This is a genomic window from Hahella ganghwensis DSM 17046 (assembly GCF_000376785.1).
GTDB classification, from domain to species: domain Bacteria; phylum Pseudomonadota; class Gammaproteobacteria; order Pseudomonadales; family Oleiphilaceae; genus Hahella; species Hahella ganghwensis.
In genome coordinates, this window is the sequence record NZ_AQXX01000096.1 from 1 (window position 1) to 26563 (window position 26563).

At 54.7% G+C, this 26563-nt stretch carries 36 protein-coding genes; 4 read left to right on the plus strand and 32 right to left on the minus strand.

What is annotated here, in order from left to right; genetic code table 11:
* Positions 1–250 precede the first annotated feature (250 nt).
* The 31 genes from F566_RS0108325 to F566_RS0108475 form a co-directional block, all read right to left on the minus strand.
* Positions 251–721 carry a lysozyme gene (locus F566_RS0108325; protein WP_020406531.1) on the minus strand — a complete coding sequence of 157 codons (471 nt, stop codon included), beginning with the start codon at positions 719–721 and terminating at the stop codon, positions 251–253.
* A 1-nt stretch (position 722) separates the two neighbouring features.
* Entirely contained in the window at positions 723–1181 is a 459-nt protein-coding gene (locus F566_RS0108330) for a hypothetical protein (protein ID WP_020406532.1), read from the minus strand.
* A gap of 1 nt (position 1182) precedes the next feature.
* A complete protein-coding gene (locus F566_RS0108335) occupies positions 1183–1473 on the minus strand; it encodes a DUF6127 family protein (RefSeq protein WP_020406533.1) in 291 nt (96 codons plus the stop codon).
* Between the two features lie 77 nt (positions 1474–1550).
* Entirely contained in the window at positions 1551–1904 is a 354-nt protein-coding gene (locus tag F566_RS0108340) for a DUF2793 domain-containing protein (protein ID WP_020406534.1), read from the minus strand.
* Positions 1904–4090 carry a phage tail protein gene (locus F566_RS0108345; protein WP_020406535.1) on the minus strand — a complete coding sequence of 729 codons (2187 nt, stop codon included), beginning with the start codon at positions 4088–4090 and terminating at the stop codon, positions 1904–1906. The genes F566_RS0108340 and F566_RS0108345 overlap by 1 nt, the downstream gene beginning before the upstream one ends.
* Positions 4074–4280 (minus strand): hypothetical protein, encoded by a 207-nt coding sequence (locus F566_RS0108350; RefSeq protein WP_245555194.1) that lies wholly within the window; start codon positions 4278–4280, stop codon positions 4074–4076. The genes F566_RS0108345 and F566_RS0108350 overlap by 17 nt, the downstream gene beginning before the upstream one ends.
* Positions 4281–4303: 23 nt before the next feature.
* Positions 4304–4534 (minus strand): hypothetical protein, encoded by a 231-nt coding sequence (locus F566_RS0108355; RefSeq protein WP_020406537.1) that lies wholly within the window; start codon positions 4532–4534, stop codon positions 4304–4306.
* Between the two features lie 22 nt (positions 4535–4556).
* On the minus strand, positions 4557–5366 hold the full coding sequence (locus F566_RS0108360; RefSeq protein ID WP_020406538.1) for a phage BR0599 family protein: 810 nt from the start codon (positions 5364–5366) through the stop codon (positions 4557–4559).
* Between the two features lie 45 nt (positions 5367–5411).
* Entirely contained in the window at positions 5412–7106 is a 1695-nt protein-coding gene (locus F566_RS0108365; protein ID WP_020406539.1) for a hypothetical protein, read from the minus strand.
* A gap of 2 nt (positions 7107–7108) precedes the next feature.
* Entirely contained in the window at positions 7109–8035 is a 927-nt protein-coding gene (locus F566_RS0108370) for a hypothetical protein (protein ID WP_020406540.1), read from the minus strand.
* Positions 8035–9285, minus strand: coding sequence for a hypothetical protein (locus F566_RS35330; protein ID WP_020406541.1), 1251 nt, complete (start codon positions 9283–9285; stop codon positions 8035–8037). The genes F566_RS0108370 and F566_RS35330 overlap by 1 nt, the downstream gene beginning before the upstream one ends.
* 9 nt (positions 9286–9294) lie before the next feature.
* Positions 9295–12006 carry a coiled-coil domain-containing protein gene (locus tag F566_RS0108380; RefSeq protein WP_020406542.1) on the minus strand — a complete coding sequence of 904 codons (2712 nt, stop codon included), beginning with the start codon at positions 12004–12006 and terminating at the stop codon, positions 9295–9297.
* On the minus strand, positions 12006–12647 hold the full coding sequence (locus tag F566_RS0108385; protein ID WP_020406543.1) for a DUF6441 family protein: 642 nt from the start codon (positions 12645–12647) through the stop codon (positions 12006–12008). Before F566_RS0108385 ends, F566_RS0108380 begins: the two co-directional genes overlap by 1 nt.
* A complete protein-coding gene (locus F566_RS36845) occupies positions 12637–12807 on the minus strand; it encodes a hypothetical protein (protein ID WP_020406544.1) in 171 nt (56 codons plus the stop codon). The genes F566_RS0108385 and F566_RS36845 overlap by 11 nt, the downstream gene beginning before the upstream one ends.
* Before the next feature lie 17 nt (positions 12808–12824).
* On the minus strand, positions 12825–13223 hold the full coding sequence (locus F566_RS0108395) for a DUF6631 family protein (protein ID WP_020406545.1): 399 nt from the start codon (positions 13221–13223) through the stop codon (positions 12825–12827).
* Positions 13224–13231: 8 nt separating this feature from the next.
* The gene (locus F566_RS0108400; RefSeq protein ID WP_020406546.1) at positions 13232–13984 is read right to left on the minus strand and encodes a phage tail tube protein; all 753 of its coding nucleotides are present in this window, start codon (positions 13982–13984) and stop codon (positions 13232–13234) included.
* Between the two features lie 2 nt (positions 13985–13986).
* Complete coding sequence (locus tag F566_RS0108405; protein ID WP_020406547.1) at positions 13987–14166, minus strand: DUF7210 family protein; 180 nt, start codon at positions 14164–14166, stop codon at positions 13987–13989.
* A gap of 7 nt (positions 14167–14173) precedes the next feature.
* A complete protein-coding gene (locus F566_RS0108410; protein WP_020406548.1) occupies positions 14174–14599 on the minus strand; it encodes a hypothetical protein in 426 nt (141 codons plus the stop codon).
* A gap of 18 nt (positions 14600–14617) precedes the next feature.
* Positions 14618–14896, minus strand: coding sequence for a hypothetical protein (locus tag F566_RS0108415; protein WP_020406549.1), 279 nt, complete (start codon positions 14894–14896; stop codon positions 14618–14620).
* Positions 14897–14898: 2 nt separating this feature from the next.
* Positions 14899–15900 (minus strand): major capsid protein, encoded by a 1002-nt coding sequence (locus F566_RS0108420; protein WP_020406550.1) that lies wholly within the window; start codon positions 15898–15900, stop codon positions 14899–14901.
* A 15-nt stretch (positions 15901–15915) separates the two neighbouring features.
* Complete coding sequence (locus F566_RS0108425; protein ID WP_020406551.1) at positions 15916–16293, minus strand: head decoration protein; 378 nt, start codon at positions 16291–16293, stop codon at positions 15916–15918.
* A gap of 3 nt (positions 16294–16296) precedes the next feature.
* Positions 16297–17622, minus strand: a complete 1326-nt coding sequence (locus tag F566_RS0108430) for a S49 family peptidase (protein ID WP_020406552.1) — start codon at positions 17620–17622, stop codon at positions 16297–16299.
* A gap of 2 nt (positions 17623–17624) precedes the next feature.
* Positions 17625–19013: a phage portal protein gene (locus F566_RS34815; protein ID WP_211210627.1), complete on the minus strand. Its 1389-nt coding sequence runs from the start codon at positions 19011–19013 to the stop codon at positions 17625–17627.
* 10 nt (positions 19014–19023) lie between these two features.
* On the minus strand, positions 19024–19182 hold the full coding sequence (locus F566_RS34820; RefSeq protein ID WP_020406554.1) for a phage head-tail joining protein: 159 nt from the start codon (positions 19180–19182) through the stop codon (positions 19024–19026).
* A gap of 62 nt (positions 19183–19244) precedes the next feature.
* Positions 19245–19637, minus strand: a complete 393-nt coding sequence (locus F566_RS0108445) for a hypothetical protein (protein ID WP_020406555.1) — start codon at positions 19635–19637, stop codon at positions 19245–19247.
* Positions 19637–20128, minus strand: a complete 492-nt coding sequence (locus tag F566_RS0108450; protein WP_020406556.1) for a hypothetical protein — start codon at positions 20126–20128, stop codon at positions 19637–19639. The genes F566_RS0108445 and F566_RS0108450 overlap by 1 nt, the downstream gene beginning before the upstream one ends.
* Before the next feature lie 73 nt (positions 20129–20201).
* Entirely contained in the window at positions 20202–22166 is a 1965-nt protein-coding gene (locus F566_RS0108455) for a phage terminase large subunit family protein (RefSeq protein ID WP_020406557.1), read from the minus strand.
* Between the two features lie 90 nt (positions 22167–22256).
* A complete protein-coding gene (locus F566_RS0108460; RefSeq protein ID WP_020406558.1) occupies positions 22257–22586 on the minus strand; it encodes a hypothetical protein in 330 nt (109 codons plus the stop codon).
* Positions 22587–22588: 2 nt separating this feature from the next.
* On the minus strand, positions 22589–22981 hold the full coding sequence (locus F566_RS0108465) for a type II toxin-antitoxin system YafO family toxin (protein ID WP_157496710.1): 393 nt from the start codon (positions 22979–22981) through the stop codon (positions 22589–22591).
* A 20-nt stretch (positions 22982–23001) separates the two neighbouring features.
* A complete protein-coding gene (locus F566_RS36850; protein WP_020406560.1) occupies positions 23002–23148 on the minus strand; it encodes a hypothetical protein in 147 nt (48 codons plus the stop codon).
* 86 nt (positions 23149–23234) lie between these two features.
* Positions 23235–23777, minus strand: a complete 543-nt coding sequence (locus tag F566_RS0108475; RefSeq protein WP_020406561.1) for a hypothetical protein — start codon at positions 23775–23777, stop codon at positions 23235–23237.
* A gap of 106 nt (positions 23778–23883) precedes the next feature.
* On the opposite strand from F566_RS0108475, the gene F566_RS0108480 reads away from it, so the two are divergent.
* The 4 genes from F566_RS0108480 to F566_RS0108495 all read left to right on the plus strand — a co-directional run bounded on the left by F566_RS0108480 (position 23884) and on the right by F566_RS0108495 (position 25262).
* The gene (locus tag F566_RS0108480; RefSeq protein ID WP_020406562.1) at positions 23884–24096 is read left to right on the plus strand and encodes a hypothetical protein; all 213 of its coding nucleotides are present in this window, start codon (positions 23884–23886) and stop codon (positions 24094–24096) included.
* Between the two features lie 11 nt (positions 24097–24107).
* Positions 24108–24569: a DUF3489 domain-containing protein gene (locus F566_RS0108485; RefSeq protein WP_020406563.1), complete on the plus strand. Its 462-nt coding sequence runs from the start codon at positions 24108–24110 to the stop codon at positions 24567–24569.
* Positions 24566–24910 (plus strand): hypothetical protein, encoded by a 345-nt coding sequence (locus F566_RS0108490; protein WP_020406564.1) that lies wholly within the window; start codon positions 24566–24568, stop codon positions 24908–24910. The genes F566_RS0108485 and F566_RS0108490 overlap by 4 nt, the downstream gene beginning before the upstream one ends.
* 61 nt (positions 24911–24971) lie before the next feature.
* A complete protein-coding gene (locus F566_RS0108495; RefSeq protein WP_020406565.1) occupies positions 24972–25262 on the plus strand; it encodes a hypothetical protein in 291 nt (96 codons plus the stop codon).
* On the opposite strand, the gene F566_RS0108500 is transcribed toward F566_RS0108495, so the two are convergent.
* Positions 25252–26514, minus strand: coding sequence for a site-specific DNA-methyltransferase (locus F566_RS0108500; protein WP_020406566.1), 1263 nt, complete (start codon positions 26512–26514; stop codon positions 25252–25254). The genes F566_RS0108495 and F566_RS0108500 overlap by 11 nt on opposite strands.
* Between the last annotated feature and the right edge of the window lie 49 nt (positions 26515–26563).

Here is a 26563-nt window from a genome sequence, read left to right on the forward strand (position 1 = left end):
ACTCTGAATATTCGGCCATATATCGTCGAGAGTTTGAATTACCTCAGAACCTTGGGGTTATTCAGACTCTCCCTAGAGAATTTTAAATCATTTCTGTCCTCTAACGTCAACTGGGGGCTGCTCATATTTACATCTAAAGATGATTTTTCGAGGTCGCTCACTTCAATTGAAGGAAGGCGAATATTGCTAACGGGTGCAAACTTGAGTGAAGAGTCGCCATGCGCAATCCAGACCCTTCTAATGTCGTATATTAAAGAATGGCTTGCTGAGTTGCATTCCTAGATCTAGAAAACTGGTAAAAATCCGACTCGGCACTGCGCCGCTTGAAGAGGCCGTTTAGCTTTCGCCCTCCCGCCCACACCCAACGCATAAGCTGCTCTGGTACCTCGCGGTGAACTTGGCGGTTAACCTTTCTGCGCAAAGTCGACCTCTGCAGCGCCCCCGCCCCCAAGTTGAAGGTGAAGGACACCAGCGCATCAAACTGGCTATCGGTCAGGGGTACATCGATCAGGCGCAGGACTGCATTTTCCGCTGCATGGACATCTCGGCGCAGCAAGTCTTCGGCCTCTGCCTCGGTGATACCCTGCTCGAATCGCCCCGAATCTTTCACGAGATGCCCATAGCCGATGGTTGGGTAACCTGCCGGGCAAATGTAAACAGTCGCGCTGAATCCTTCGAAACGTTTGATCAGGTCAATGCCATCTTGAGTAACGTGGCGCATATTACTGGCCCCGAGCTTTTGCCAAGGCGCGCTGGCCGAACCAGAAGCTCATCACCGCTGCAAACAGTGCTTGTGTTTCTGGGTCCCAGATTTGCGGCAGAGCCACAACAAACTCCATACCTTGATCAACCACCAGCACATAAAGCGCACTGACCTTCACGGTCGTAAACAGCAAAAAGAAGGCGTATGTGATGACTGGCCGTACCGAAGCCCGCAGGCCATCCACCCAGGTCACGCTGGAGGGCTGGCTATCGTGTTTGAGTAATGCCAGGCTTTCGCTGATGTCGGCATTGACCGCGATTTCTTCCAGCCGTTGGTTATGCCCAAGGCGCATCTGCTCCATCTGCCGGTCGAGAATTTGCAATTCATGGGCGCGGTCTTGTTTGTCTTGCCAGATCTTCAGCAAATCCGGAAAGGCGCTGGAAATAAATCCCAGCAAGCTGCCAAGTAGAGTCAGCATGTTATTGTCCTCCGAACAGTTTTAACTTAATGGCCGCACCCAGCAGCAAGCTGGCCAAGATGCCGGTAGTAGCGACTTTCACGATGGTTTGCCAGGCGGTGCGGCGCGCGTCACGCCAGGCTTCCAAGAGGTCACGCAATTCACGAATATCTCGCGCGGCGTGACCGTTCTCCAAACCCAGGTGTGCGAGCACTCGTTCGGCGCCGCGCTCGGCGGCGCAATTAAGCAGTCCCTCAAATTCTTCGCGCGGCATGATCACCATGCCGCTGTCTTTTTCTTTGGCTGGCGCCATTTCTGATCTCCTAAAACGGTCGCTCTATAAAAAACAAAACCGCCTCGAGGGCGGTCTTTTGAAACGATGTGTTGGCGTTAGATTGCTATGCCTGGGCTCCAGCCAATGAGCTTGTAAGCCGACAGCACTTCTTCATCTTCGATAAAGCACAGCCAGCCAATCTTGGGTATGTGGTACTCCCAGGTGTTTGCGATACGCACTGCAATCTGGCCAGTTTTGCCGGACCACACACCGGTAGCGCCGGCAGGGATCAAGTAACGATCGCCATTTGCGGGGCTGGCTGGTGGCGTGGTCAGGTCACGGTCGATCACCGAAAGCCCTACCACAGCGCCGAGGCGTTTCAGGTTGGTGTCCATGCCGGTGCCCCAGCCACTTTCGCCCAGTGTCCAGCCATAGTTGAGTCCAAGGTTTGGGTCGGTTGATGCAGGCATCAGATACCTCCGTAGTAGTCGTTGTAATGCAGGCCATAACCTGCACGCTCAAAAGCAATGGAATGTTTCTGCAGGCTGATCACCCCTGACCGGTTTGCTTCCAGTTCAATGCGCAAGGCTGCGTTGGGTCGGCCAAGGCCGGAGTCGGCGGTGTCGTCTGCCAAGCTGTAGGTTTGGCTGGTACCGGTCAGGCCGCTATAGGTACGGCGTAAACTACCGGTTTCGCCATAGATGCGCAGTGTGTAGGTCACCCCCGGCTCTGGGCCGATGTTGCCGTTGGTCTGCGCAATCAAACTGACGGTTTGGCTTAAGCGGTCACGGTGCGCCCAGCTGATCACCAGATCATTTTTAGCGGCCTGCGGATAACGCACATTGTTAATGCGTACATTGCCCGGCGGGTATGGCCGATCCTGCCTGCGGTTCATGGTCAGAGAATCGGTCGGCGCCGAGTTAAGCGCTAGCGTGCCCTTGCCAGTAGTCGTCAGCATCCGCACGTTAACGGTTTCACCGGAGGCGTATTCCGTAGGGTCCACACCCTGGGCGCCATCGGCAAACCAGATCTGGGCACCTGCACTGTGGGGTACCGGAACGGTATCCATCACGCCTCGCGTCAGCGTCAGGCTTTGAGTTGCAGTATTAATCGCCGTGACCAGTACCACTTCGTTGTCGATGTAGGCATAGCTGTTAACACTGACCAGATCGATGTCCAGTTCGCTGTGATAGAAGGTGGTACTGGTGACCTCTTGGATCAGGTCGGCGCCTAACACAGCCGTTGGACAGAACTCGGCTTGCGTTCGTGGCGTGTACACCGAGCTTGAGCTGGTCTTGCTGTTGAGCTCGTAATTCATGGCGCCCGGTGTCGGCCGACCTGCCAGGGTTTGCAGGTAGCAGTCGGTCGGATCCAGGTAGTCCAAATCCGCTGCACTCATCGCCAGCGCTAAATCCCAGTACGGGGTTTCAATTAATCTGCGCGGTATGGCGACGGTCGGCTCGGGCACCGGGTCTATCCAGCCGGTGGGTTGAGCGCCTGTATAGCTGGCTGCGGGAAGGCCAAACACATCCTCTACGGCTTCGATGCTGATGCTGCCATCGGTCAGTGTGCCGCCTTCGACATTGGCGATGCGCAGCACCAATCCTTGGATGCCAAACGCGGGCCACACCAGCTTAAACACATCACCCGGATAGAGATTCCAGGCTTGGCGATTCACCTTCAGGCGAACTTTTGCTAAGGGTGTGGAGACTGCAGCCAGATCTCGCATGGCCACGCGCGATGCGAGACTGTCGGAGGTGATACCCGGGTAGCGGCGGGTTTGCGATACCACTGCTCCCTGCGCCTGGATATTGGCCAGATCCTGGACCGCGATACTGGTTTCTTTGAAGGTGTCAGGCTTGGTGTAGATCAGCACCAGTTCGTTGGTGGTTTCACCCCAAGCAGCACGCTGATAGCTTTCCAGTTCGATGACATTGTCTGGGTCCAGAACTCGCAAGCTCGCTACATCGTAGTCGGCGCGAATCAGCTTCAAAACAAAGCGACCGGTCGCTGGCGAGGTGGTGAGCACCCCGCCAATGTGATCCATGATCTCTTTGATAAATTGTTCAATCTTGCTCTGCTGCAGCCAGATCATGTTCAGACCAAATCCTTCACTGTGCAACGTATCGGCGGCGGCTTTGAAGGATGCATCATCCAAACTGGCACTGGGATAGCCCATACCCCAGTCGGCATTGGTCAGGCACTCGTACACCATGTGCGCAGGATTAGCGCCACCATTGATTTCTGCCTTGGTGGCATGCCAGCTGCGAAAACAGCGTTTAACGCGTACCGCCCAGGGTTTCATGTAGGGGTTGTTGGCAGCGATATACACCTGCCGCAAGATCAGACTTAGCAGACCCCGGTAGGCAGGTTGCGGCGATCCGATTTTGGACACCAGATAATCGTTGGGTGCCTGAGTGCTTTGCCCGAAGGCCACATCCACGGCACCAGACACGCCACCCTCACGCTTTTCCCCACCAAAGAGTTCAGGTTTATCCAGTGTGATGCAGCCACTGCCAGAAAGACTTCCACTCCAGGCCTGCCGATCGGCCACCTGAATTTCGGTCACTGCGTCCACCGGGCCGTGGCAAATCGCCAAATGCATGCCGAGGTAGTAGCGATAGCCGACCGTCTGCTTTTTACTGCTGCCGCCCATGCTCGTCTCCGTTGGTTGTATCGCCACGCGCACGACTTTGCGCCACCGCCACCACGGCTTCGGCCATGGCATCACCGGTGGCCAGCAGGTGTTCGGCTTCGATGCCTTGGTTAATAAAGTCAGTCCAATCCAGCTGATGTCGAGCAAACCAGGAGCGCGCTCCTCGATTGCAATATCCGAGAGCTCGCATATCGGCGTGAATCACAATGAGCATTACTTCTTGCCCCCTTTTGAACGGATTGGCGTGGTGCGCAGATCGCCATACCAAACCACGTTGGCGCTGCGTACCAATACGGTGCCAAACACCACCGGCACCGGCCGCCCTTCATCGGCGGTGGGTGCGTCAAAGTCTTTGAGTTCGGCGGCTTGTGGTTGTGGCGTTTTGGGTTGCAGCGCGTACTGCACCAACACGCTGATGACTAATACAGCGATGGCTGCCCACATAAGCTGGTCTCACAAACAGGTGTTAATAAATCGGGCTACCGCCGAAGGGATTTTTGGTCGGGATAAACGGGAAACCGCCAAAGTTTTCGCTGTTTCCGAATTTGCTGTTGCAGGTATTCAGGGTTCGGTCGCAGCCCGGATACAACGTGATGGCATCACCCACGGCAAGACCTGGCGGCACTGCCGACAAGGTGATGGCGTCACCGTTGTGACCGGTAATCATGCGCTTTTCAGTGATACCGTTCGCGGCCCAAGTGGCATACCCACCAGCGAAATGACCCACCGGAAAACCTGCTGCGGTTGGCACACTCAAGAGCGTTCCATTCAGCGATGCCACAGTGCCGGTAACTCGAAATACCACGGCACTGGCACCGCAGGCAGTGCCATACAACACGTGAGGGCAATTGCGCTGATACAACCGGCGCAGGCCGATGCGTTGCAGGCTGGTGTACACCGGCTCGCAGTTCAGCTCGACTTCTGAGCCTCGCCATTCCGCATTAAGAACTCGCCCCATCCAGACCGCCACGGTTTCACCATCACCACGATGCTGGCGGTACAGGGTCAGCAAGGTGATCTCTGAGGGCGGTGTGGCGATAAAATCCTGGGCAACCTCAATGTCTCGTGCAAAGGTAATACGCAGACCGGTTTTGCCCATTTCGGTGGACTGCTCAATGCTGCTGCGTTTTACCGGCACCGCCAGGTATTCATAGCTGCCATACAAGGCATCATCAACGGCACTGGTATAACGCCAGGCATCACCGCCGCGACGAAATTCATACAGCTCGACCGGACTGCTGTCAGCGGTCGAGACTTCTCGATTGGCATAACTCATGGTGAAAACTCGTGAAGTAAATTCGGCAATCGATCGGACGATGGATCAGGTATCGTCTCTGAGGCTACGCAGTGTCAGTGACACCTCGGCCAATTGATCGGTGTGATGGGCGATTTCCACGGCGTCAGTATCGAGCCTGACCAGTTTCATAAAGGCGATGTAACGGATCTGCGTTGGCAGAATCGCCACGCCCAGGACACTGTCGATGGCCACACTTTCGGTGGTATCGGTCAGTGCTGTTACACCGGTCACGCGACGGAAATAGTTCTGCCCATTGGTGGTGGCGATCACAATGTCCTGGCGACCGATGCCTGCTCCTCCATTGGCCGCGAAGGAACGGTTATCCACAGTGATGGCCGAATCGAATGCGCCAATGGGGCTGGTGAGTTCCAGATCCGCCTGAAAACTGGGCAGCCAAAAGGGCTTCAGTTTTCCTGCCCGAGCGGCGAGCCAGGTACGAAATTCCGCGATAGCGTCCCGTCCGTTCAGCAACCAGTGATGCGTTCTTCGAACCGAACCGGTTCCCGACAGATCATCCAGGGTGCGACGCCCAGTGAGATAATCCAGCTCCACCAGCTTGCGCGAGTGCTCGGCATCAATGTCCTCAGCCCAATTGCTCGCGGTCATCAGTACCGGGAAGCCACGGTATTGCACCGGCTCAACCATTGCCGCTGCCAGCCATTCCTCTTCTAACTGAAGGCGCGAGCGTGTCTGCACAATGGTATCGCTGAGGTATCTCAACTTGATGTCGTTTTGCAAACGAGCAGGTTTTACCGGCAGCAACTTGCTACCCGCTGGCCAGTTTTTTTCCAATGGACTTTTCAGGCTCAGCAGACCCGCTTGAATATCGGTGATCTCAGCAAACTCTGAGTCGGTGCCTTTGACCAATCCCACCAGTCCACCCACTTCAAAATCAAGGCTATCGGTGTTGACGAGGATTGACGCCGCGCCCGCATTAATCGCCTGACGGGTGATTTGCACTTCCTGCCACAGTGGCAAACCAAAGACCCGAGCCTGCCAGGCATGCAGCAGGTTTTCCAATCGCACACGTTCCCGGTGCGATCCGATTAGCTGAGTGTATTCCAGCGTTCGACGAGCACCAGTGCGCAAGCGCACTCGTTGTTCACGACCGGAATGGGACTCCATCACCTGGGTGAGCCATTCCAAGCGTTCAATCACGGGCTGTGACCAGTCGGGTGAAAACACCCAGCCCACAATGCGTCGGCCTATTGCCCGTAGCGTTGCGCGACCGAAAACAAACTTAAACAGAAATAACGCATCGATTATGGGAGGACCATTCGGCCTAATGGATAGCTCATATACTCGCGCCTCCAAAGCTCCGAAGCTGGTTGGGATTGGCTCCGGACCAGTTAACGTCATTCCATCCGATTTAGTGGATTCAATAGCTTGCAACGAATTCGAACTGAACCATGCGTTCCAGACTTCGACTTCACGAGTCTGAGCCGACATAGAACTGCCAAGATCAATATGATTTGGCCGTATATGAATCCGTTCGTAGAAGTCCTCTTTGAATGAGCGAGCCACATTTCCAACCAAGAGCCTTGATACGCATCCGACCGGAACATTACTGGTTAAAAAACCACTTTGCCCGGTTCTGATTTCGGATACTTTCCTATGCTCATACAAGCCATCCCCTAGCTGATCCAAGGCGACAACATTCAAATGGTCGCGCGTCAAAACCAAAAAAGCTGTGGGTGAAAACCCACTTAATACAGGCATCTTTATGGTCCATCGTAATACACGGCAACACCAAGCAAACCTGTACTGAAACTTCCGTTGCTATACGCAACTTGTTTGCCATCGGGATAATTCGGGTCTTTGATATGCCAAGGAAACAATTTCCAGCGATCAATACCCAGCTCGATGACATCACCAGGGTTGTAATTGGTTAGCTTCACGAATCTGAGGTGACCAACATGGCCAATGCTCATGTAATGACCATCCGTGTTTTGCAGGAACAACTGGAATGGCGTAAGCACTGTCTGGCCATTGAACACGTTCGGATTGTATTTGTGTATGGGCGAGAGGATGGTCGGACAGTGCACACCTATCGCTGTAGTCCCGGTTGGCGGCTCCCAAACATATCCTCGCAATTCACAGTGCAGATTACTGGCTGCGTTTTGTTGGTAACTACCATTCCAAGAGTCCCGCATGCTAGGGCTCCAGAAAAGCCCGCATTCTTTGGCGCTACTTGAGTAATAAGGCTGCTGCGAACCATCAATAACCGAACAGACGTTGCCATCTGACGAGGCCGGTGTGTGCTGGGCATGAAACCAACCACCTCCATCCCAGCTGCCATATTTTTCAATAGTGCCAAAGCCTATGTGCTGATGCGTTGTGACATTAAAATTAATCGTGCACCAAACGGTGTCTGGATTTGCAAAGGCCACGATGTGATAGGTTGCCGTTGCAGGCCAGGATGTGTTGTATATTCGAGAGTGACGCACACTCAGGTCCGGTGACACAAAATTACCATTGCGTGCGCCTTCAATCCGGACTTCTGATGTGTTCGGCGAAGTTAACCTGATGAAAGTCTGCCCTTTGCTCAACACATCGCCATTTGCTGTCCAGCCATTGTTTTGTGCAAAGGTCGAGATAACAGCAGCCAGATCTGCGGCCGAACTGACAACACCTGTTTCGTAGGCCATCAAGATATCCTCATGGTAAAGAAATCACTCAAGCCATTTCGAATCACGTCTTGCAAAACTACATGCGTGTCTGCACCCACCGAAACCGTATTTTCCACTGCATTACCAAAGCCACTGATGAAATTAACGCCGTCAATCAGGCCATAGGTATTTGCTGTGTCATACAAGGTAATTGGCAGCATGGGATAAGCGCCGTTGGTATCGCGAAATGTCGACGATTTGGAGTAAGGCCAGGCTTGAGGTTGAACCCAACTCCCGTCGTTTTTGCGCAGCTTGAGCGTGCTTCGGTTACCTTTGTAGGGCAGATTTACTGCGCTATCGGAATACCGAGTCGCGGAAGCTGATGGCAATGGAGCACCAATCAGTAAGGGATAGGGATACTGCTGGGGTGTTCCGAATGGCAGTATCTTCCCTGCGTAACAACTCAAATAGGCGGTATCCACTTTTGCAGAAATAATTACCCGCTGCCCATTGGCACTGAACCAGTATGGAATTGACTGATTCCACAAAGGTATCGCCATCGCTGACAGCGCCCCGGGTTGATCATCAAATTGCGCTGCGCCTACAAACCCGGTACATCCGGTCACCGCAATGTTGTAATAGTCATTTGTCGGCCGATCGTAGAGCTGAAAATTGATGTAACACGGATCCAGTCCGGTCATTCCTGGCGCCTTGAACCAAACCGATGGCCGGCGTGCGTGATTGAAGTCTTGGTAAATCAGCCATTCGGGCAGAATCACTTGTTGGATGACAGTATTGGAAGTGTTCCCGCCGTTTGCAGACACAAAAATACGCCAGAAAGACTTGGGCCCAGGCGAAACACCGTCAATGGAGAACTCCCGGCTCTGATTATTACTCCAGGTCACACCGGTGAAGGCTTTCCGGTCAGTCCAGTTGACTCCGTCATCGGACCACTGCAGTACAAAGTCGCGTGGGGATTGATTAGCGGTTGCGCTTCCTACCAGAGTTAGCCTGTCAATTTCAAAGGGCTCTACCATTTCCCAACTCAGCCAGCAATTCACTTGCTGACCGATTGCCGTAGCCCAACCGTTAGCATGAGAATGGTAAGGGCCTTTGAACGCAGCCCACGGTTCCCAATTAACGAGAAAGGAACTTGCGTCGATATCTGCCACGCCGGTGTGTCGCAATACCTCCCAGTTTTCGGCAGCACCTAATCCTTGGCTTAAAAAACTGACGAGCTTACTAAAAAGATCCACATGATTCGTGGCTGTACCAATTTCAAATGCCATAGAAAACACTCAGCTGAGCACTTGCCGAACGGCGCCGGCATTGCGCTGCAAAATATTGAGAATGGTTTTTTCACCGGATGAGGAGTTGAGGTAGTCCGCCGCCATGGCCGGATCGACCACGTTGACGATGCGCACCGCTTGGCCTTGGGATGCAGCCTGTGGCGGCGCATCCGGTACCAGTCCGCCGGCAGCAAATGCCAGAGTGTTGCCGGACACGCGCGGACCCTGCGATAGCCCATTGAGCGATTGCAGAAAATCCACACCCACCCGTTTAACCGCCGCTGCGTTCATCACGAATTCACCCGCCGACAAACGTGCCGGTATGGAATCCGAAGTCGATGTGCCGGGGCCTGAAACCAAGCCGCCGGAGGCAAACTTCTTCACGTTACCGAGCAAGCCCATCACCGCCGCAACCATGGCGATCATCGCCGCCACCGCGAGCACCGGCCCCACATAAGGAATCGAGGCTTGCGATGCGGCCGCGCCGGCACCGGCTTTAGCAGCATCCATCGAAACAACGGCGGTGGTTTCAGCCGATTTCTGGGCGACCTTGGCGGTACTGGCCGCCGCATCCATCACCTGTTCCTGCTGCACAAAGCCGAGCTTGATGGCCAGCATCCGCGCCTGCATGGCGATCCATTGCTGAAACGGTTGGATAACCAACTGTTGCAGAAAGGCATCGGCCACTTGCTGAAAGATGCTGGCCAGCGCACTGCGCCAGGTCTGTGCGCCGGTGATCATGCCGTTCAGCGCCGAACCAAAGCTTTCGCCGATCCGGTTCCACAAAGGCGCCAGCTCATCCACTGCCAGCCGGGTACGTTCCAGCTCGTTGCGCCAGGCTTGCACCCGCACCACGGCATCAGGGCCGATGGCCTCGGCTGCTTGCTGCATCGAGGGCAACAAACGCTCCATTTCGGTAGCCGATTGCTGCTGAAGCAGCACGATCTGCTCTCGCGCCTGAGCTTCGGTCAAAAGCCCCGATTGTTGCTGAATGGCGATGGCTTCTTGAGCATTGCGCAGACGCTCAGTGACCAGCCGCCACTCTGCCTCCAAAGCACCGAGGTTTGCCTGCGCGGCTTTGACGTTTATCAGTTGGTCGATCAAGGCAATGCCATCGGCATCGCCTTCGGCCAGCAGTCTTGCTTTCAAATCCTGGTAGCTGCGCTCAATCGCGCCAACCCGATCGCCGGCCGTTGTTTGCCCCGTGAGCTGTGCCAACTCTTGTCGCGCTTGGGACAAGGCATCCGCCAATTCGCGCTCCGCCTGTGCCGACGCTCGCGCATTGGTTTGCGCAATGGTGGCCCGGCGTTGATTGAGCGCAATTAGCTCGGCTTCGATCTTGGTGATTTCAGCACTGGCTTTAAGGCGATCACTGTCATCCGTTGCCGTGTTGGCGAGCTGTTGTTGCTCCGCCAGTTTGGTTCGGGTGCGAGTTAGCTCCGCATCCAGTTCCCGGGTTTCGATGTCGGTCTTTTCGGCATAGTACTCACCGATGGAGACCAGCCGATCTTCGAGTGCCAAATCCAGCGCTTGTGCCTGGTTGGCCAGTGACGCTTTCAATAACTTCAGTTCGGTGTCGGCCTGAACGGCTGCCAATGCGAGCCTTGCACTCGCTGTTCGTTCAGCGGAGCGATCATCCGGTGTCAGCTGCTCAATGATGCCGGTCGATGTTCCACCGGTTTCGGGGACAATCGCAGGCGGCGGTACCACGACAGGCGTTGCCTGACGCTCGAAAAGGTTGTCCCGAAAACGGGCGAGCTCATCAAGCTGCTCGACCAGATCGCCTTTCAGATCGGCCATGATGGCCTTGGCGCCCTGAAGGTCTCCGGACAAGGCCGTTGCCGCCGCAGCAAGACTGCCGCCAATGGCCTCACCCAAAGCAACGAAGTCTTTGCCTACCGTGGCCGCGCCCAGAGCCAGCGTCCTTAATACCAGCAAGATGCCATCAAGAATGGCGCGCAAGGTACCGCCTTGTTTGGCTGACTCGACCATGCCCAATGCCATATCGTTCATGGCAGGCAAAAAGGCTTCGATGATGCGATTGCCAATGGCGGAAACTGCCATACGGATTTTCGCTAGGGCATCATTAAATACTTCGGCCTGAACGGCGGTATCGCCACCCAACTGAAGGCCAAGGGAAACCAATTCTTCCGACAGCGCTTCAACACCATCCCGCCCTTGGTTCAAGAACGGGATCAGGTCGGCACCGGACTTGCCGAACAGCTCTACCGCGATCGCGGTTTTCTCAGCGCCATCCGGCAAGCTCTGGAAACGTTCAGCCAGATCCAGCAAGACCTGATCAGTGGCTCGCAGTGAGCCATCCTGATTTTGAAAGGCAACGCCGACCGCTGCAAAACTGCGCACCGCATCGTCGGTACCGGTCGCAGCCTCCAGCATCCGCGTGGCCAACTTGCGCAGACCGCCTTCAAACTTCTCCGCAGAAACACCGGAAAGCTCCGCGACTGGAATCAGCGTTGATAGTGACTCAACAGTGATCCCCACTCGCTGGGACAACTTGGACAGGGAGTCAGCCGAATCCAGCGAGGACTTTACCAACGCACCGAGGCCTGCGGCTGATACGGCCAGCCCCAACGTACCCAACAAACCATTAATGGAACGCGCCGCATTGCCAAGATCGCCGAGGTTACGCTTGATGGAATCAAAGGCACCCCGCGTCTGATCGACAGCGGTGATCAGCAGTTGGGCTCGGTTGTTTGCCATCAGGTTTTCGCCAGTTCTCGTTCGATTGCTTTAATGAGTTGCGGCATAGCGCGCTTTACGCTGCCAGCCAGATCCAGTCGCCGCTTGAGTTTGACCGATTTCACCAACACCGCGATCGGGATTTCCTGACCGCGTTGCAGCCGCTTGGCGCCAGTACGAGTGCGCTCGGCTCGCTTGAAACGCGACAGTTGGCTGTTGTTTTCCCGGATGTTTTCGGCCATCAAGAAGACCAAACCGTTTTTCTGAATGAAATAGGCATTGCCCGAGCGCATCAGTCCATCCACGACCTTCCGAAAACGCTTCGGCCCAATCCGCCCCGGCAGTAACGGAATAAGCAAGTTGCCGGGGACAACACCGCCTTTCTCGTGAATACCCAACCATGGGATCTTGCTGCCGATCTTTAATGCTGGCAGGCGTTCAGGCTTCTTATCGATTACCTTGCTTTGCATGGAGGAAACAAAGCTTGCCTTTTGAACCTTAAAGGCACTGCGCATCTGGCTGCGCGCCGCGTCTCGAACATCGAGGCCACCGCTTTGCATGCCACGCTTCACTGCGTCACGAATGGCTTTGCGTTTGGCGGTCGACCAGGCATTGAGTTGGCTGGGATTAAATAGCCCGGAGGCCTGCAAATTAACGCGCACGATCCAGCTCCTGTTGTAAGCGTTCGATGGAACGTCGATCACCCTGGGCACCAACCGCAAGGAGGGTCAGTTGCAGGCTTGCCTGCTCAAACTCCAACTGCAGATCGGCTTCGAGGTAAGCGCTAAGCTGCGCCAGTGTGTAGTTCAGAATGTCGGGCATGCGATGCCCCGAACGGATCAGCCGTTGGATGGCAAGATGCCAGCCAGACGATCGTTGATCTGTGTGTTGATTCGGCCGGCGGCCTGCTGCAGTGTCGGCACCACCCGTTGCACAAAAAAATCGGCATTCACCTCAAACAGTGCCGTGGCCAAAGTGACGGCATCGTCCAAGGACAATGCTTCCACCCAGTCTTGCGGTTTACGGGCAGCAATCGCGATTGCCGCTAACAGGCTGTCGCCGTGTTGGGTAACGATGGCCAACCAATCGATCTGATCTGCCATCAACTGATCACTGAACGGTTTGATTGCCGACAGGATTTTTGGAATCTCACCCACGCGAATGGGTGAGATAACCAGCGTCTCATCGGCGATTGTCAGGTCTGTTGGCTGTGCGCCAAAGGCATCAAATTCAGACATCACTCACCTCACAACAACACGATGCGGCCGAACTGGCCGAGATCGCCAGCGGCAGGTTTCAGGGTGTCAGCCAATACCTGACCGGACAGCTCAAACTTCAACAATTCATCGGTGATAACCGACAGCTCCTTGGCGGGGTTGATGGCCACCCGATAAAGGTCAATGACAACCTCGCGGTTGCTGTCGGCGGTGTTGAGTCCTTCGAAACGGATCCAACGTTCCGGCAACGGCTGCGTGAACATAGCAGTACTCTGTGCAGCCCCGTAGGCATAGTCAGCCTTGAACGGCTCAACATAAGGGCCACCGGTGGTGATGTCATTGATCAGCAGAGAGCCGTGTTTGGCGTTCAACTGATATTGCGACGCTGGCAGGGTCTTGGGCGTTGGGCTGGAATCTTTGATAACCACCGACGAGACGTTTTGTTTGGCCAGTAAATACAGACTGCCCGTCGCCATAGGTGTAGCCAGCGTTTCATTGGTGACGGTGCCGCTCACTTGATCCGTGGTGGTGCCGTAGAGTGCCAGCCCAAGGTTAATCGCGATCAGTTCTTCCAGGGTGCAGGAGAACTCACCTTTTTTGGTTTTGATTAACTGCAGGTCAGTCAGTCGTTGGCCGCTAGTCGACTCCTGGTGTTCCAGTGTTTCCACCGATAACGACACTTTCAGTTCAGGCACGTTGCCAACAAAGTTCAATCCCAGCGGATTGCCATTGCTATCGCGGGCGCCGATATACACGCGCCCCTGTCCAGAGAAATACGCCATGGTTAGTCTCCTTTACGAGTAAGGGCGGATGATTTCGGTTGCGTGGATTCGGTTGCATCAATGGCACGAGCCACACCTTGGGCGATCAGCCACTGGGCTGTTGGCTCATCAAGGTCCAGTTCTGCATCCACAGGGTGAGCCGCACCGGCGTGGGTATGGGGTTTTAACAAGATTATTTGCATAAAGGGTTTATCCCGTTTGGGTCAGGTCGTTGCTCAGGGTTCGATAGCGGATTTCAAAACGCGCCGGTATGGCGACTGCCGTGTTATCCGCATCCTCCACATCCCACTCACAATCGAGCTGAGTAATGCCGAGGCAAAGGCCGCCGAGATTGGCGTCAAACAACAACGCTCGATGCGCCTCAACGATCAGTTGGTCGGCGGTATCGAAGGCGTTGTCATCGCGAGCGATAGCTACCAAACGCAGTGTTAATGCGCGATCCATCACGCCGTTGGCGTTGGCGGCAATGCCATCGCCTTCGGCAAACATCAGTAGTGCCGGACTGGCTTCACGTGTCACCGGCGCCACTGGCATGCGCAACACCGGAACGGGAGCGACTGCGTTGGTTAGACGCAGCACAATCTCCCGTAAGACTTGCTCACGGATTGAGAACATAGAGATTCCTGTATTGATTTAGCGTTGAGAAAGGCTGGCGCGACATTCGGTGCCGTCAGCGATGACGCGGATATCCCGCACCTGATAGCTCGTTCCATTGATGTCGACCAGATCGCCAATGGCGAGTGTCAACCAACTGGCTGGGTAGTCGATTTGATAGTCACGCGACAGGGCAAAGCCATCCAGTACGGTTTCTTCTGGAGACCGAAAAGAGCAATACACCGAGCTGCCATTGACATGAACCTGAGTGAGCAAACCAGCACGTTGCGCGGATTGGTAAAAGTCCTCGATGCGCACCGTTACACCGTCAACTTGATCAACACACCCGGGCGATGACACATCGGCAAGGGGTTAGACTGGGTATGCAGGTCGGTACCGCGATCAAACTTGCGAGGTTCCTGTTTGGCATACACCGGCTGTCCCAAGGTGTTCACCGTTTCGTTGAAATCCGCAGGCGCAAAATAGGTACCAAAGGTATCTACAGTGCCGATCGGGAAAGCATGAGCTTCACCCGCTGCAATGAAGCGGCGAGCCGTACCGTTGATGTCGGTAGCCTGACCGCGATACTCCTCAAAGGTAATGCCCGCGTAGGTGAAACCACGGCGCACATCGTTGATAAGAACAGCCCCTTGTTGCCAGTTTTCGAATGCCTTCTCGACCTTGGCGTGCCCCGTCAGCGCGGCGAAGAACTCCGGTGAGCACAAGCAGTGCACACCGCTCATAAACTCCCCTTTAAGGTTGTCCTCAATGGCAGCCAGTGTTGCCAGGCATTTGGCTTTGACGTTGGTGCCTGCGGTGCCCAGGTCGTAGGCAATGGTTTGCGCCGTAATGCCAAACTCATCAAACAGGTTGTAAAGCACTGAACCGTCGGCATCCAGAATGACGCCTTTCAGCGCGCCCATGCGCAGATGCTCCAGCGTGATCGCATGCTTGTTGCGCATGGTTTCCAGATGACGTGCGATGACGCCCGCGATGGCTTCGGTTTCGGTTTCCGAGCCAAAGGCGCGAATGCCCTGGACTTCCTCTGGTAACACCACATCATCGTGGGGGATGTGTGGGATCACGAAAGAGCGTACCTTCCGCTTGCCGCGAGTACCCACCGAACCGGGTGCTCCCGGTGGCAAGGTCGGTAGCAGATTCAGTACGCCGTTCATTTCTTCCACGATGATCTGGCGTTGGCGTACCGGCTTGGCCGGCATCAGGCCCAGATCTTCAATGCGCCCATAACGGTTAGGCAGAATATTGATTGCTGCCGTCAATGCAGCCATCGAGAACGCAGGATTGGTAAATGGGTTTTGCATGATGAAGGTCCTCGATTAAGCGGCCGCGCGAATGAGCACGCCGAGAGTTTTAAGTTGTGAGATAGCAGTCGCTTGCTCAGCAGCGGTAATACCCGCCGGCCAGATGATTGCGGCGCTGGCCACAATTGCGTGACGGGCGATCAGTAGTGCATCGTCGACATCGATCAGCGTGGCATCCACATCCGTCGCCAAAACACCAATGGCAACCTCAGTCCCGTCGGTTGCTGTTGGATCCAGCGCGTGCAGTTTGTTGGTGGCGGATTCAAGGCCAACCACAGTGCCAAGACTGAGTTGCTGTCCAGCCGCAACCGTCGCTAGATCGCGTGAATAGAGATTGGGCGCCTCATACTTGAGCAGGTCGCCTAGGTTGTTGGGTTCTTGTAGTACGGGCATGGTTTAGGCTCCCTTGCTGAGTGTGTGTGAAGTGGAAAGTTTTTTGGCGGCGGCCACCACAGGGCTGCTTTCAGGTTGTGCAGTCGACTGTGTGCCGGCATCGGCTGTGATGCGTGAACTGATGTCAGGCTGTTCAGCCCGAGCATTGAGTAGCGCCTGGCGCACCTGCGCTTCACTCATGCCTGAGGCGAGAAACTCGGCTGTGCGCTGGGGGTTGCCCGCGATCAGACACAGCTCTGCAATGGCCTGTGCTTCACCGCGACCTTTCATGGCCGCTGATGAAGCCGACACGCTGGCGGCTGGTGCAGGTGCCTGCGGTGTGGGTTCAGTCACTTCGGTTTCGTTTGCTGGTTCGTCGTGTGTTGCGGCGAGATCGTCTGTCTTTGGATCGGTATGTTCATGGCGTGTCATGTGCGGAATTCCTGTTTGCTGTTGGATAACGTTGGGTGAGTTCACCGTTGCTCGGCGCTGGCTCTTGGAGTTGGTTTGGACTAATCGTCGCTCGGCGCTGAGGGATTCGCTGAACTCTGCCAACACCTGATCAAAGCTGCCGATGGCATCCGCCAGTCCGGCCGAAATCGCTTCATCCCCGAAATACAGTCCCGCTTCGGTAGCGCGTACCGCCTCGATATCCATGCCTCGCATCGATGCCACTTGCGTCACAAACAACTCATAGAGGCGGTTCACTTCGGTTTGCAGCGATGTGGCTGCTTGGGGACTTAAAGGCTCATGGGGTGAAAAGTCGTTTTTGTGGTGCCCGGCGAAAATCGCTGTGTAGTGCAAGCCTTCTTTGGCATCGCGCACCGATTGATCGACATGCAGAGCAATCACACCAATCGAACCGACGCCTGCAGTCTGGGAAAGCGTTAACCGCGTGGCCGCTGAAGCAATCGCGTATGCCGCTGAATAGGCCGCGTCATTGGCGTGAGCCCAGACCGGTTTCACCGAGCTGGCTGATCGAATCCGCTCGGCCAGTTCAAACACGCCGCCGGCTTCACCGCCAGGCGAGTCCATATCCAACAAGATGCCTTGCACCTGAGGATCAGCGATGGCTGCATCAATGCGTGCCGCGATATCGGCATAGGACATCAACCCCGATGCCGCCTCTAAACCAATGGTTCGGCGCACCAAAGTGCCGTGAATCGGAATGATGGCAATGCCTTGCTGTGCCGCTTGCACAGGTGCGCGTGCAGGTACGGGCGGTAACGCTGCACTCACCTCGGGCAAGCCGATGCGAGATCCGAGCACCGACAAAATGATGTCCAGTTTCGGGCGCGCAATAAGTAGCGGCGTCCCGTATAAACGGGACGCTAAATGAGCCAATTGCATGATTAGTTTTCCTGAGAGTCTTGGTGTGGAGTTGGCGTTGCGCCAATCACTGATGGCTTGTCTTGTCGCGGATCGGAATCGAAAACCAGTCCGAGTTCATCAGCGCGCAGATTGTCGGCGGCGATCTCTCGATCAATATCCTCGGCGTCATAGCCGAACGCGGATATGGCTTCGGAGCGAGACAAAAGACCCGCGCGGATAGCGGTGAGCATGGCATCGAACTCTTTCTTCGGATCAACCCATTGCCAGCCCTGAGGGATCCACTTGGCTGCCAGGTACTCCCGCTTGCGTTCCGCAAATTGCGGCAGCGGTAAAGCATCTTCGAGTGCTGCTTGCTCCATCCAGGCTCGCCATATCGGCCGACACAACTGATGCACAATCACGCCATGTTGAATCGCTTCGCACCGGCGGCGAAATTCCAACAAGCCCGCGCGAATGGATGAGTAGTTCACTTGCGTTAGATCACCAGTGAGCATTTCATAGGTGATGCCCATGGCAGACGCCACCGCCCGAAACTGCATGCGTAAAAACTCGGCGTAGCTGCCACCCACATCGGCCGGCTGACTAAAACGCACATCCTCGCCCGGTTCCAGAATTTGCATGGTGCCAGGCTCAAGACCCGCCAAAGCGGCACCGGCAGCATCCGGAAGCCCTTCACCCATCAGGTTGTCTTCCGGTGACAGCCGTGTAATGAAGCCCGCAAACATCGCAGCCGTTTTCTTGCGAACTAGCTCGGCATCGTCGTATTGGTCCAGTTCATTGAGTTTGACGAGTGCTCGTGCAAGCCAGGGTTCGCCACGAATCTGGCCAGGACGCAGCGGGCGAAATAAGTGGACGATTTCAGCGGCCGGGACGCGAACCGTATCCATCCCGCCGCTACCGGACCCTCCGTTACTGGACATAGGCGCCAGGGCACCATCTCCGGGGTGGGTACGTGTTAAGTGGTAGGCCACACGCCGTCCCAAACGGTCGAATTCGATACCAGCACGGATTAAATTACCGGACGGTGTTTGCGTGTTCATGGATACCGGCAAATGCTCAGGCTCCAGAACCTGCAGTTGTAAACCCACGGGCAGCCCATCTTCGGACTTGCGAAATCGTAGGCGCACCAGGCATTCACCGCCTTCGAGCATGGCGCGGCAAGCCAAGGCCTGCAAACCATAGAAATCGGTGAGCCCGGCGGCATCCGCTTGCTCACACCAATCGGACCAAAGCCGATGGATGGCTTCACGTAATGACTGATCTTGCACCATGCTTTGGGGCTTGATGCCAGTGCCGATCGCATTGGACACGAAGGCTTCCACCCCGGCCGCAGGCCAGTGCACGACGTCCACCACCAACACCATCGTAGGTCGGTGAGCCGCCAAACAAGCGGCGTTGAATTCTTCCAAGCCAACTCATTTAGAAACCCTTGCCGGTGGTGATACGAATTTGTCTGGGCGCACCCGGCCATAATCCAGTGGCGGTTGCCTGCTCAAACAAATCGCGTTTAATGATTTCAATGGCTGTTTTGAGTTCGTCGACACTGCGATACTCCACCGTTTTATCGCCAAAGCTCACGCGCTTTTCGCCTTTGGCCAGAGCAGCCTAAAGTAACTCCAACTGTTCCTGTGTGTAAGCCATTAGCGAAATACCGTGAGATTGATTTCAGTGGAATCGGCGTAAGTGGTCGAGGTCGTGGCACAGCTGATGTCCACGTATTGCTCGGTCTTCTCGTTGTTGGTTTCACGCACGATGGCAATTCGCTGGGCACCGTTATCGGTGCTACTGCGCGCTAAGGCGGTCCAGCAATAATGGGTATCCAGCATGGGTTGACTGAAGTAAACGCGGTACCGGCCTCTGGCGATCCGATTGACGCTGGCCACGTTGAAAGCTGCGCGCAAGACGATGGCATTGCCGTCATAACCAAAGCACACCCAGGCACGTGCCACACCGGGATGATTGGCGGTGATCTTTGACTTCACTTCCGAACCGATGCGAACCGCTAACGCCGTCAATCGCTCGATCAGTGTCATTAGCTCAAGGCCGCCTCAAAGATCGCAACAAAGTCCGTGTCGGTGTTGCCCACATCGGTTGTGGCTACCGCACCAATATTCGAGCGAGCTTGTGTTTGCTCTGGCACCGTCAAGGTTTGTGGCGCATCAAAACGCACCCGGTTGTTTACCGCTGCGAGCAACGCATCCAGACCGGTGGTACCGTCTTGCAGCAACTGCTGAATTTCCAACAAGGTGTCATAGGCGGCATCTGCACCACCCAGAATTTCAGCCTTCAATGTGTCCAGCAGGCTGACGATCTTGGAGGATGAATAGGTAGTGGTCAGTGCGACGTTCGCATCATCGATACCCGTTCCATTGGTAACTGCCGCCTGCAGTTCATTGATAGCAGCGACCAGGCTGGATTTATCGGTTGTGGTGAGGCTTGCCAGCGCGCCAGTTTTGCTGTTGAGGGTGTTGAATTCCTGGGCGATGCGTAGCACCAGACTTTCAATCCGGGTTTGTAAACTCATAGTGATTTCTCTTTAAGTTGAGTCAGGTTTCATCCCAAAAGGCGAGGAAACCTGACAGCTCAAGGCTGTTTAATTAGGTTAACCAGCGACTGCGCACCACTTGCCGTGACCGTCGCGAGGTGCCAGAAGATGAAAGGCCACTAGCCGAACTCAATTGAGCCGTGGTCTCTGCGGGTGTTGCTTGTGATAAGGCGGCGGTGTCTGATGCCAGTCCGAGCTGTCGTTCAAGCTCATTCCAGTGCCGCTCCTCGAAGCGATCAAGTCCGGCGGCCGAAGCGGCGGCGCGAGCATAGACATAGCAATCCAAGGCCTCGTTACGCTCACGCATTTTCTGCCATTCACGCACCGGGAAGCCGTTTCGATCGCGACGAGTAATGAGCTGCTCGGCACAGAGTTGTTGAATAAACTCTGCATCGATTTTCGGTAGATGGACAAAGCCCGCCGGATAAACCGGTGTGATTCCGTCCTCTGCCACATCAGCGGTTTTGCGCAGATTGTTATAGAACTCAAGCTTGGCGATACCCACTGCAACGCTGTAGAGCTTGATACCTCGGCGCAGTTTTTTACCGCCTTGGGAAACATCAATTGCCGTAGGTGTACCGATCAACGCGGCACCGCGTGGTACGCCTTTAATGGCCATCACCCGGGAATCGCGACATCCACGCACAAAGGCATAGGCCTCTTGGGTGGCAAACCCTGTATCCAGGGCAAATCGCGTCAGTGGCATTTGGTTGCCACTGGCGTGGGTCCAGGTTTCGTCGATCATCGATTTCAGTGATTGCCACACGGTTTCACGAGCTGTGTCACCCAAAAAAATTCGATGCTCAATCAGCCAGGATTCTTTGCCACGACCGAATGCCCAGATGGATGCTTCGATACGATCTTTCTGCACATCGGCCGCACCCACTAACAACAAACCCTGCTCCGGCACTGTGCCGAGTGCATAGCCCTCCCGTCGTTCAATCAGTCGCTGCCAGTCCGGTGCCTCACCTTCTTCGACCCAGGTTTCGCCCAGCTCGGTGTTCTTAAAAGTTTTGATGGCGGCAGCCGAGCCGGACTCTTTGCTTACAGCACTTTCCCATGTGGCTGCGATGTCTTGCCAGGATCGCCAACCCACCGGGCTGTACAGAGACGACAGGTGAAAGCCGGCTGTTTTGTAATTGCCCTCGGTGTTCATGGCTCGCCATTCGCCGTGTTCGAGCATCCAGGTTTTGTGATGCTCGGCGATGGGTTTATCGCATGACTCGCAGACATAAGCCGCCGTTTCAGGCTGCCCCTTTTCCCAGCGCAATTGTTCAAATCGCAGCCATTGCCGATGTGAGCAATGCGGGCATGGCACAAAGTAACGACGTTGATCTGAGGCTTCGAATTCCCGCTCAATGGCAGAGACGCCCGAAATGGTTGGTGTGGAAACAATGAATATCTTGCGCCGAGCAAAGGTACGGGTACGTGCTTCCGCCAGCGACACCGCGTCACCTTCACCTTCGACATCCAATGGATAACCGTCGACCTCATCTAGAAACAAATAACGCACCGGCATGGATCGCAGTCCGACGGCGCTGTTAGCACCGGTCATTACCAGTACACCGCCACGAAACTCTTTCGACAAAATGGTGTTGCCGGAATCGCGTGATCGCGCAGGTGCGATCAACTCTGCAAGGATGGGCGACTCATCTATCAGCGGATCAATGCGCTGCTTTGAGTTGCGCTTGGCCATTTCCACGGTAGGCCATACCGCCATCATTGGTCCCGGCGCATGGTGGATCACATAGCCAATCCAGTTGGAGCCCATCTCCGTTGCACCTAGCTGGGCCGCCTTCATAAACGCGACCCGCTCAATGGGCGAGGTTGGCGACAGGCAATCCATAATGGCTTTCAGATACGGCGTCCGACTGGTGCGCCAGCGACCGGGCTCCGCCGAGGCTTTGCTCGACAGCATGCGATGACGGTCTGACCATTCGGAGACGGATAACAGTGGATCGGGGGTCAGTCCTTCTCGCCAGGCTCGGTCGATGTCCAGCGCACCGTCGTAGTCCATTCTTTTTCACTAAATCGCATTATCTGTAGAGAATTTTGGCAACAAAAAAGGCGCCGAAGCGCCTTACGGTAAAAACAAAAAATCTTATTTTCAGTCTTTCAATTCTACAAAATCGTCTTCGCTTGAATCTGAGAGCGGATTTTTTTTGCGGTGCTCTTCAAATTGCTCACGGAACGGCTTACCGAAATTTTCTTCATCATCTGAGGGCCAGCCTGCATTCAACCCACCTAGAATCTCATCCAAAGGAATCCATCCTACAATATCTGCATTGTATCCAAGCTGCCACTGACTACCGTTCCAGGACGCTACATCGTAGGAACCAAATCCATGAGGATAACGAACGGCGACAAAATATTCGCCGAGAGCTGGCGGTTCAGTTTTCTCTCGCCACAAAGGTTTCAAAGTGCCAGTTTCAGTCACTATTATTTCCTCATCCTAAATTGTTCAGCCTTGTCAATCAGCCAATTCATATAGCTGAAATCCCGCGCTTTTTGATGTGCGCCATCAACAATAAAGTCGATCACATAATAAGTATTTGGCGTCATCGAAGCCTCTGTATAGATCAAAGCGCTGTCACTTGTTCCAGCACGTACACGAACAGTTTTGACCTTATCTAGGACATGCACATGACGCAATTTTGCCCTTTCAGCATACGGTTTTGGATCATGATAAGGCACATCCTTACCAAAATAAGTGACCTGAACCCCTGATTTATAGCGCTTAAAATCGCTGATAAGTGCTCGCAACTCGCTATTAGTTTGGCTTTCCTGATCAAGCTCTTTGCGTACGAACACTGTGACTGTGCTTTCTTTCACTGTCAGATCCAATATAGGTTTTATTTAACTTCCACGTAATCGACGAGGCTAGTATTTTTCTTAGTTTTGTCGGCCTTTGTTTTGGCTCGCTCAAAACCTTTCGCAACTTTATCCAGAGACGCTTTATTTGGGATAAACGTCTGTTTTATCGGCTTGTCTTTACTCATGGCATATATCCTTAACGATATAGATATCGCGGATTGTACGCAGCTCTTTGCAAATATCTCAAGGTCGAATATCACAGATATACATTTCAATCCACTCTCGACTGAATCTCACCCAGTTCCTGTAAGTGCTCTCGCACTGAAGCTTCTAAAACGACATGCATGGTATGAGGGTCTACTTCGAGACGGGCCGCCATCTGTGCTGACACCCGCGAGGGCCAGTTGAGCCAGGCATCACGTTCTGAACGGGCCAGCTTGAACACGTGGGCGATGGCTTTTGAGCGATCCACCAGTTCCTGTTTTAGCTGCTGCAGCTTGACCCGATTGGTCTGCGCCTTGAGCACTTCGTTGGCCGTTCGCGCTTGCATGTAGGTGGTTCCGGAGGCCGGACCACGACTTTCCTTGAGTGTCTCGTCGACCGCATCCAAGGCAGCCTTGGGGACTGCTTTGGTCGCAGCTGCTGGTTTTCGTTGTTGGGACTGGTCGGTATTGAGTGTCCATTGGCGATCGGCCTTGGCAATGTCGACACTGCCGTCAGGCTCCAATGAAATGCGTCCAGCCTTGACGGCCTTGCGCACCGCCGTATCGGAAACTCCGCGATGTTTGGCATACGCCCGCAATGATACGCCCACGCCATAACCTACTGTTTTTAATCGAATTATTAAGCGGAATTGAGTTGATAAGTGCTCTGAAGGAAGCGTTCATGTGCTTAACGAAAGCGCACACGGAGACAACAACATGAGCCGCAAACCTACCGCCCTCGACACCTTTATGGCCCGCAAAGCGGAGATCGACGAGGCACTGGCCCGCCTGCAAGCCCTGAGCGACGACCACTTCAACACCCACCCCGATGAAATCAACTGGGGGCACGCCGGCAGCCTCGGCTACATCGCCGAAAAGCTGAAAGAACTGACCGATTTTGCCTTCCAAGAAGGCGAGTACGCCGAATAAAGGAGCACACCATGATCCAACTAACACCCACCCAAATCACCATCCTGACGGCCGCTGCGAAGCGGCCCGATGGCAACATCGAACCCTTGCCCGACAACATCAATGCCGGGATCAAACCCCGGGTGATCCAAGGGCTACTAACGCGTGAGCTGATCATTGCCAACGAAAACGGCCACGCCATAGCGCCACTCGGCTACCAGGCCATCGGACTTGAGCCTGAGCCAAAAACAACAAACGCTGAGGCTAGAGCAAACCTGCGAGAAGGCACCAAGCAAGCCCGGATGATTGCGCTGCTGCAGAGTCCTGAAGGCGCCAGCATCGAAGACATCTGTCAGGAAACGGGCTGGCAAAAACACACGGTGCGCGGCGTCTTTTCCAACACGCTGAAAAAGCGCCTTGGGTTGACGCTTACCTCTTACAAAAACGAAGGCCAGCCTCGCCATTACCGCATCCAACAGGAGGTGGCGCAATGAGCACTCGATGTCTGATTGCCATCGCCAAGGATGGTTATTACCTGTCCATTTACTGTCACCATGACGGCTATGATGCTGATCATGGTGTTGGCCCGACGCTACGCGCGCATTACAACTCAGCTGAGGTCGCCGCCGACCTGATAGCACTTGGAGATATTTCCTACCTACAAGCCGATAAAGCCTGTGCGTACCACCGGGATCGCGGTGATGCATGGGCACAAACCCAGCCAAAAAGAACCACTAGTGAGTCGCAGTTACTGGCATTGGCGCAGGTCTGCGATGCCGATTATCTGTACCTGTTTGACGGCGAACGATGGGGCAGCAGAAAGCTTCGGATATAGCTTGATTAACTCTCGCAAGGAAGCGTTCATACAGACACACCAAGCCACCGAGGACAAACAAATGGGAACCTGGAGCCAACCTAACACCACCACCAAAGCCTGCGAACTGCAACGATTGATGACAGCGCCGATCACACGCAAAACAGCCTGCGACCAGCTGTACGAATTAGTGGGTGACGATGATTTGTTTGATTTCTTTAATGAGCTGGACGAGACCGACGATGTTCGATTTTTGGTCCAATCCCACATTGAGAAAACGCTCAAGCATTTGCATCTTTCATTGCAACCCTGGGACAGCGAAGCCATCGAAATTTGCAAAACGATCAGCCACGGTGAATGGCTTAAACGCTAGTCACCGTTTGGGCTTCCAACGCCACTTCATCAAACGGCCGACCATCCGACGCGCGGGTGGCCTGCTTTCCCGAATAGTCCTGCCAACGCCGCACGATCACATCCACGTACTTCGGATCCAACTCGATGAGCCTGGCTGATCGATGGGTTTTCTCGCAGGCAATGAGTGTGCTTCCAGATCCGCCGAACAGATCCAACACCACATCCCGGCTTTTGCTGGAATTGCGAATCGCTCGCTCAACCAGCTCCACCGGTTTCATGGTGGGATGCAGATCATTCTTGACCGGCTTATTGAAAAACCAGACATCGCCTTGGTCGCGGGCGCCACACCAGTAATGGTCACTGCCTTCACGCCAGCCGTACAGTATCGGTTCGTACTGGCGCTGGTAATCGGAGCGACCCAAGGTAAAGGTATTCTTGGCCCAGACGATGAACGTCGACCATTTGCCGCCAGCATCCCTGAACGCTTTTTGCAGCGTATCCAGTTCGCTGGAGGACATAGCCACATAGCAGGCGCCCATGGTCACCGTCAGCATGTTGGAAAGCGCTGCCTTCAAAAACGCGTAAAAGTCATCGCCCAAATTGTCATTCAGAATGCGCCGATCTTTGCCGCGCATTTTGTCTTTGGCGTTGTTGCCATAATCGACGTTGTAGGGAGGATCGGTAAACGCCATATCGGCCAGCCCGCCATCCATTAATCGGGCGAGATCCTGAGCATTGGTGGAGTCACCACACAGAAGGCGGTGATCACCCAGGAGCCATAAATCGCCGTTCTGACTGACGGGCTCCTGTTCAATTTCAGGCACCGCATCTTCGTCTGACTCGCCGGCATCATCATCGCCACCGAGCAGCTCATCCAGTTCCTCGTCGGAGAAACCAATGAGGTCCAGATCGAAGCCGATGTCTTTCAAGTCGGCGAGTTCAAGCTTCAGCAGGTCTTCGTTCCAGCCGGCATTCTCGGCAATCTTGTTATCCGCAATCACTAACGCGCGGCGCTGAGCTTCGGACAGATGGGCCAGCACAATCACCGGCACTTCACGCAGCCCTAATTGCTGGGCCGCCATGAGTCGGCCATGTCCCGCAATGATGACGTTGTCGTCACCGACGAGAATCGGATTTACAAAGCCAAACTCGGCAATGGAACCGGCAATTTGAGAGACCTGCGCATCGTCATGAGTGCGCGCATTTTTGGCATAGGGAATCAATCGCTGGAGCGGCCAATGCTCCACCGTTTCAACGCTGACAGATAACATGAGATACCTTGGAAATATAGGTGTGCGAACCGCGAACCCTGCGAACCCG

Excerpts from the sequence above, each read along its gene's own strand:
- F566_RS0108325 (WP_020406531.1), bottom strand. The coding sequence starts at position 721 with ATGCGCCACGTTACTCAAGATGGCATTGACCTGATCAAACGTTTCGAA.
- F566_RS0108330 (WP_020406532.1), bottom strand. The coding sequence starts at position 1,181 with ATGCTGACTCTACTTGGCAGCTTGCTGGGATTTATTTCCAGCGCCTTT.
- F566_RS0108335 (WP_020406533.1), bottom strand. The coding sequence starts at position 1,473 with ATGGCGCCAGCCAAAGAAAAAGACAGCGGCATGGTGATCATGCCGCGC.
- F566_RS0108340 (WP_020406534.1), bottom strand. The coding sequence starts at position 1,904 with ATGCCTGCATCAACCGACCCAAACCTTGGACTCAACTATGGCTGGACA.
- F566_RS0108345 (WP_020406535.1), bottom strand. The coding sequence starts at position 4,090 with ATGGGCGGCAGCAGTAAAAAGCAGACGGTCGGCTATCGCTACTACCTC.
- F566_RS0108350 (WP_245555194.1), bottom strand. The coding sequence starts at position 4,280 with ATGCGAGCTCTCGGATATTGCAATCGAGGAGCGCGCTCCTGGTTTGCT.
- F566_RS0108355 (WP_020406537.1), bottom strand. The coding sequence starts at position 4,534 with ATGTGGGCAGCCATCGCTGTATTAGTCATCAGCGTGTTGGTGCAGTAC.
- F566_RS0108360 (WP_020406538.1), bottom strand. The coding sequence starts at position 5,366 with ATGAGTTATGCCAATCGAGAAGTCTCGACCGCTGACAGCAGTCCGGTC.
- F566_RS0108365 (WP_020406539.1), bottom strand. The coding sequence starts at position 7,106 with ATGCCTGTATTAAGTGGGTTTTCACCCACAGCTTTTTTGGTTTTGACG.
- F566_RS0108370 (WP_020406540.1), bottom strand. The coding sequence starts at position 8,035 with ATGGCCTACGAAACAGGTGTTGTCAGTTCGGCCGCAGATCTGGCTGCT.
- F566_RS35330 (WP_020406541.1), bottom strand. The coding sequence starts at position 9,285 with ATGGCATTTGAAATTGGTACAGCCACGAATCATGTGGATCTTTTTAGT.
- F566_RS0108380 (WP_020406542.1), bottom strand. The coding sequence starts at position 12,006 with ATGGCAAACAACCGAGCCCAACTGCTGATCACCGCTGTCGATCAGACG.
- F566_RS36845 (WP_020406544.1), bottom strand. The coding sequence starts at position 12,807 with ATGCCCGACATTCTGAACTACACACTGGCGCAGCTTAGCGCTTACCTC.
- F566_RS0108395 (WP_020406545.1), bottom strand. The coding sequence starts at position 13,223 with ATGTCTGAATTTGATGCCTTTGGCGCACAGCCAACAGACCTGACAATC.
- F566_RS0108400 (WP_020406546.1), bottom strand. The coding sequence starts at position 13,984 with ATGGCGTATTTCTCTGGACAGGGGCGCGTGTATATCGGCGCCCGCGAT.
- F566_RS0108405 (WP_020406547.1), bottom strand. The coding sequence starts at position 14,166 with ATGCAAATAATCTTGTTAAAACCCCATACCCACGCCGGTGCGGCTCAC.
- F566_RS0108410 (WP_020406548.1), bottom strand. The coding sequence starts at position 14,599 with ATGTTCTCAATCCGTGAGCAAGTCTTACGGGAGATTGTGCTGCGTCTA.
- F566_RS0108420 (WP_020406550.1), bottom strand. The coding sequence starts at position 15,900 with ATGCAAAACCCATTTACCAATCCTGCGTTCTCGATGGCTGCATTGACG.
- F566_RS0108425 (WP_020406551.1), bottom strand. The coding sequence starts at position 16,293 with ATGCCCGTACTACAAGAACCCAACAACCTAGGCGACCTGCTCAAGTAT.
- F566_RS0108430 (WP_020406552.1), bottom strand. The coding sequence starts at position 17,622 with ATGCAATTGGCTCATTTAGCGTCCCGTTTATACGGGACGCCGCTACTT.
- F566_RS0108445 (WP_020406555.1), bottom strand. The coding sequence starts at position 19,637 with ATGACACTGATCGAGCGATTGACGGCGTTAGCGGTTCGCATCGGTTCG.
- F566_RS0108450 (WP_020406556.1), bottom strand. The coding sequence starts at position 20,128 with ATGAGTTTACAAACCCGGATTGAAAGTCTGGTGCTACGCATCGCCCAG.
- F566_RS0108455 (WP_020406557.1), bottom strand. The coding sequence starts at position 22,166 with ATGGACTACGACGGTGCGCTGGACATCGACCGAGCCTGGCGAGAAGGA.
- F566_RS36850 (WP_020406560.1), bottom strand. The coding sequence starts at position 23,148 with ATGAGTAAAGACAAGCCGATAAAACAGACGTTTATCCCAAATAAAGCG.
- F566_RS0108480 (WP_020406562.1), top strand. The coding sequence starts at position 23,884 with ATGAGCCGCAAACCTACCGCCCTCGACACCTTTATGGCCCGCAAAGCG.
- F566_RS0108485 (WP_020406563.1), top strand. The coding sequence starts at position 24,108 with ATGATCCAACTAACACCCACCCAAATCACCATCCTGACGGCCGCTGCG.
- F566_RS0108490 (WP_020406564.1), top strand. The coding sequence starts at position 24,566 with ATGAGCACTCGATGTCTGATTGCCATCGCCAAGGATGGTTATTACCTG.
- F566_RS0108495 (WP_020406565.1), top strand. The coding sequence starts at position 24,972 with ATGGGAACCTGGAGCCAACCTAACACCACCACCAAAGCCTGCGAACTG.
- F566_RS0108500 (WP_020406566.1), bottom strand. The coding sequence starts at position 26,514 with ATGTTATCTGTCAGCGTTGAAACGGTGGAGCATTGGCCGCTCCAGCGA.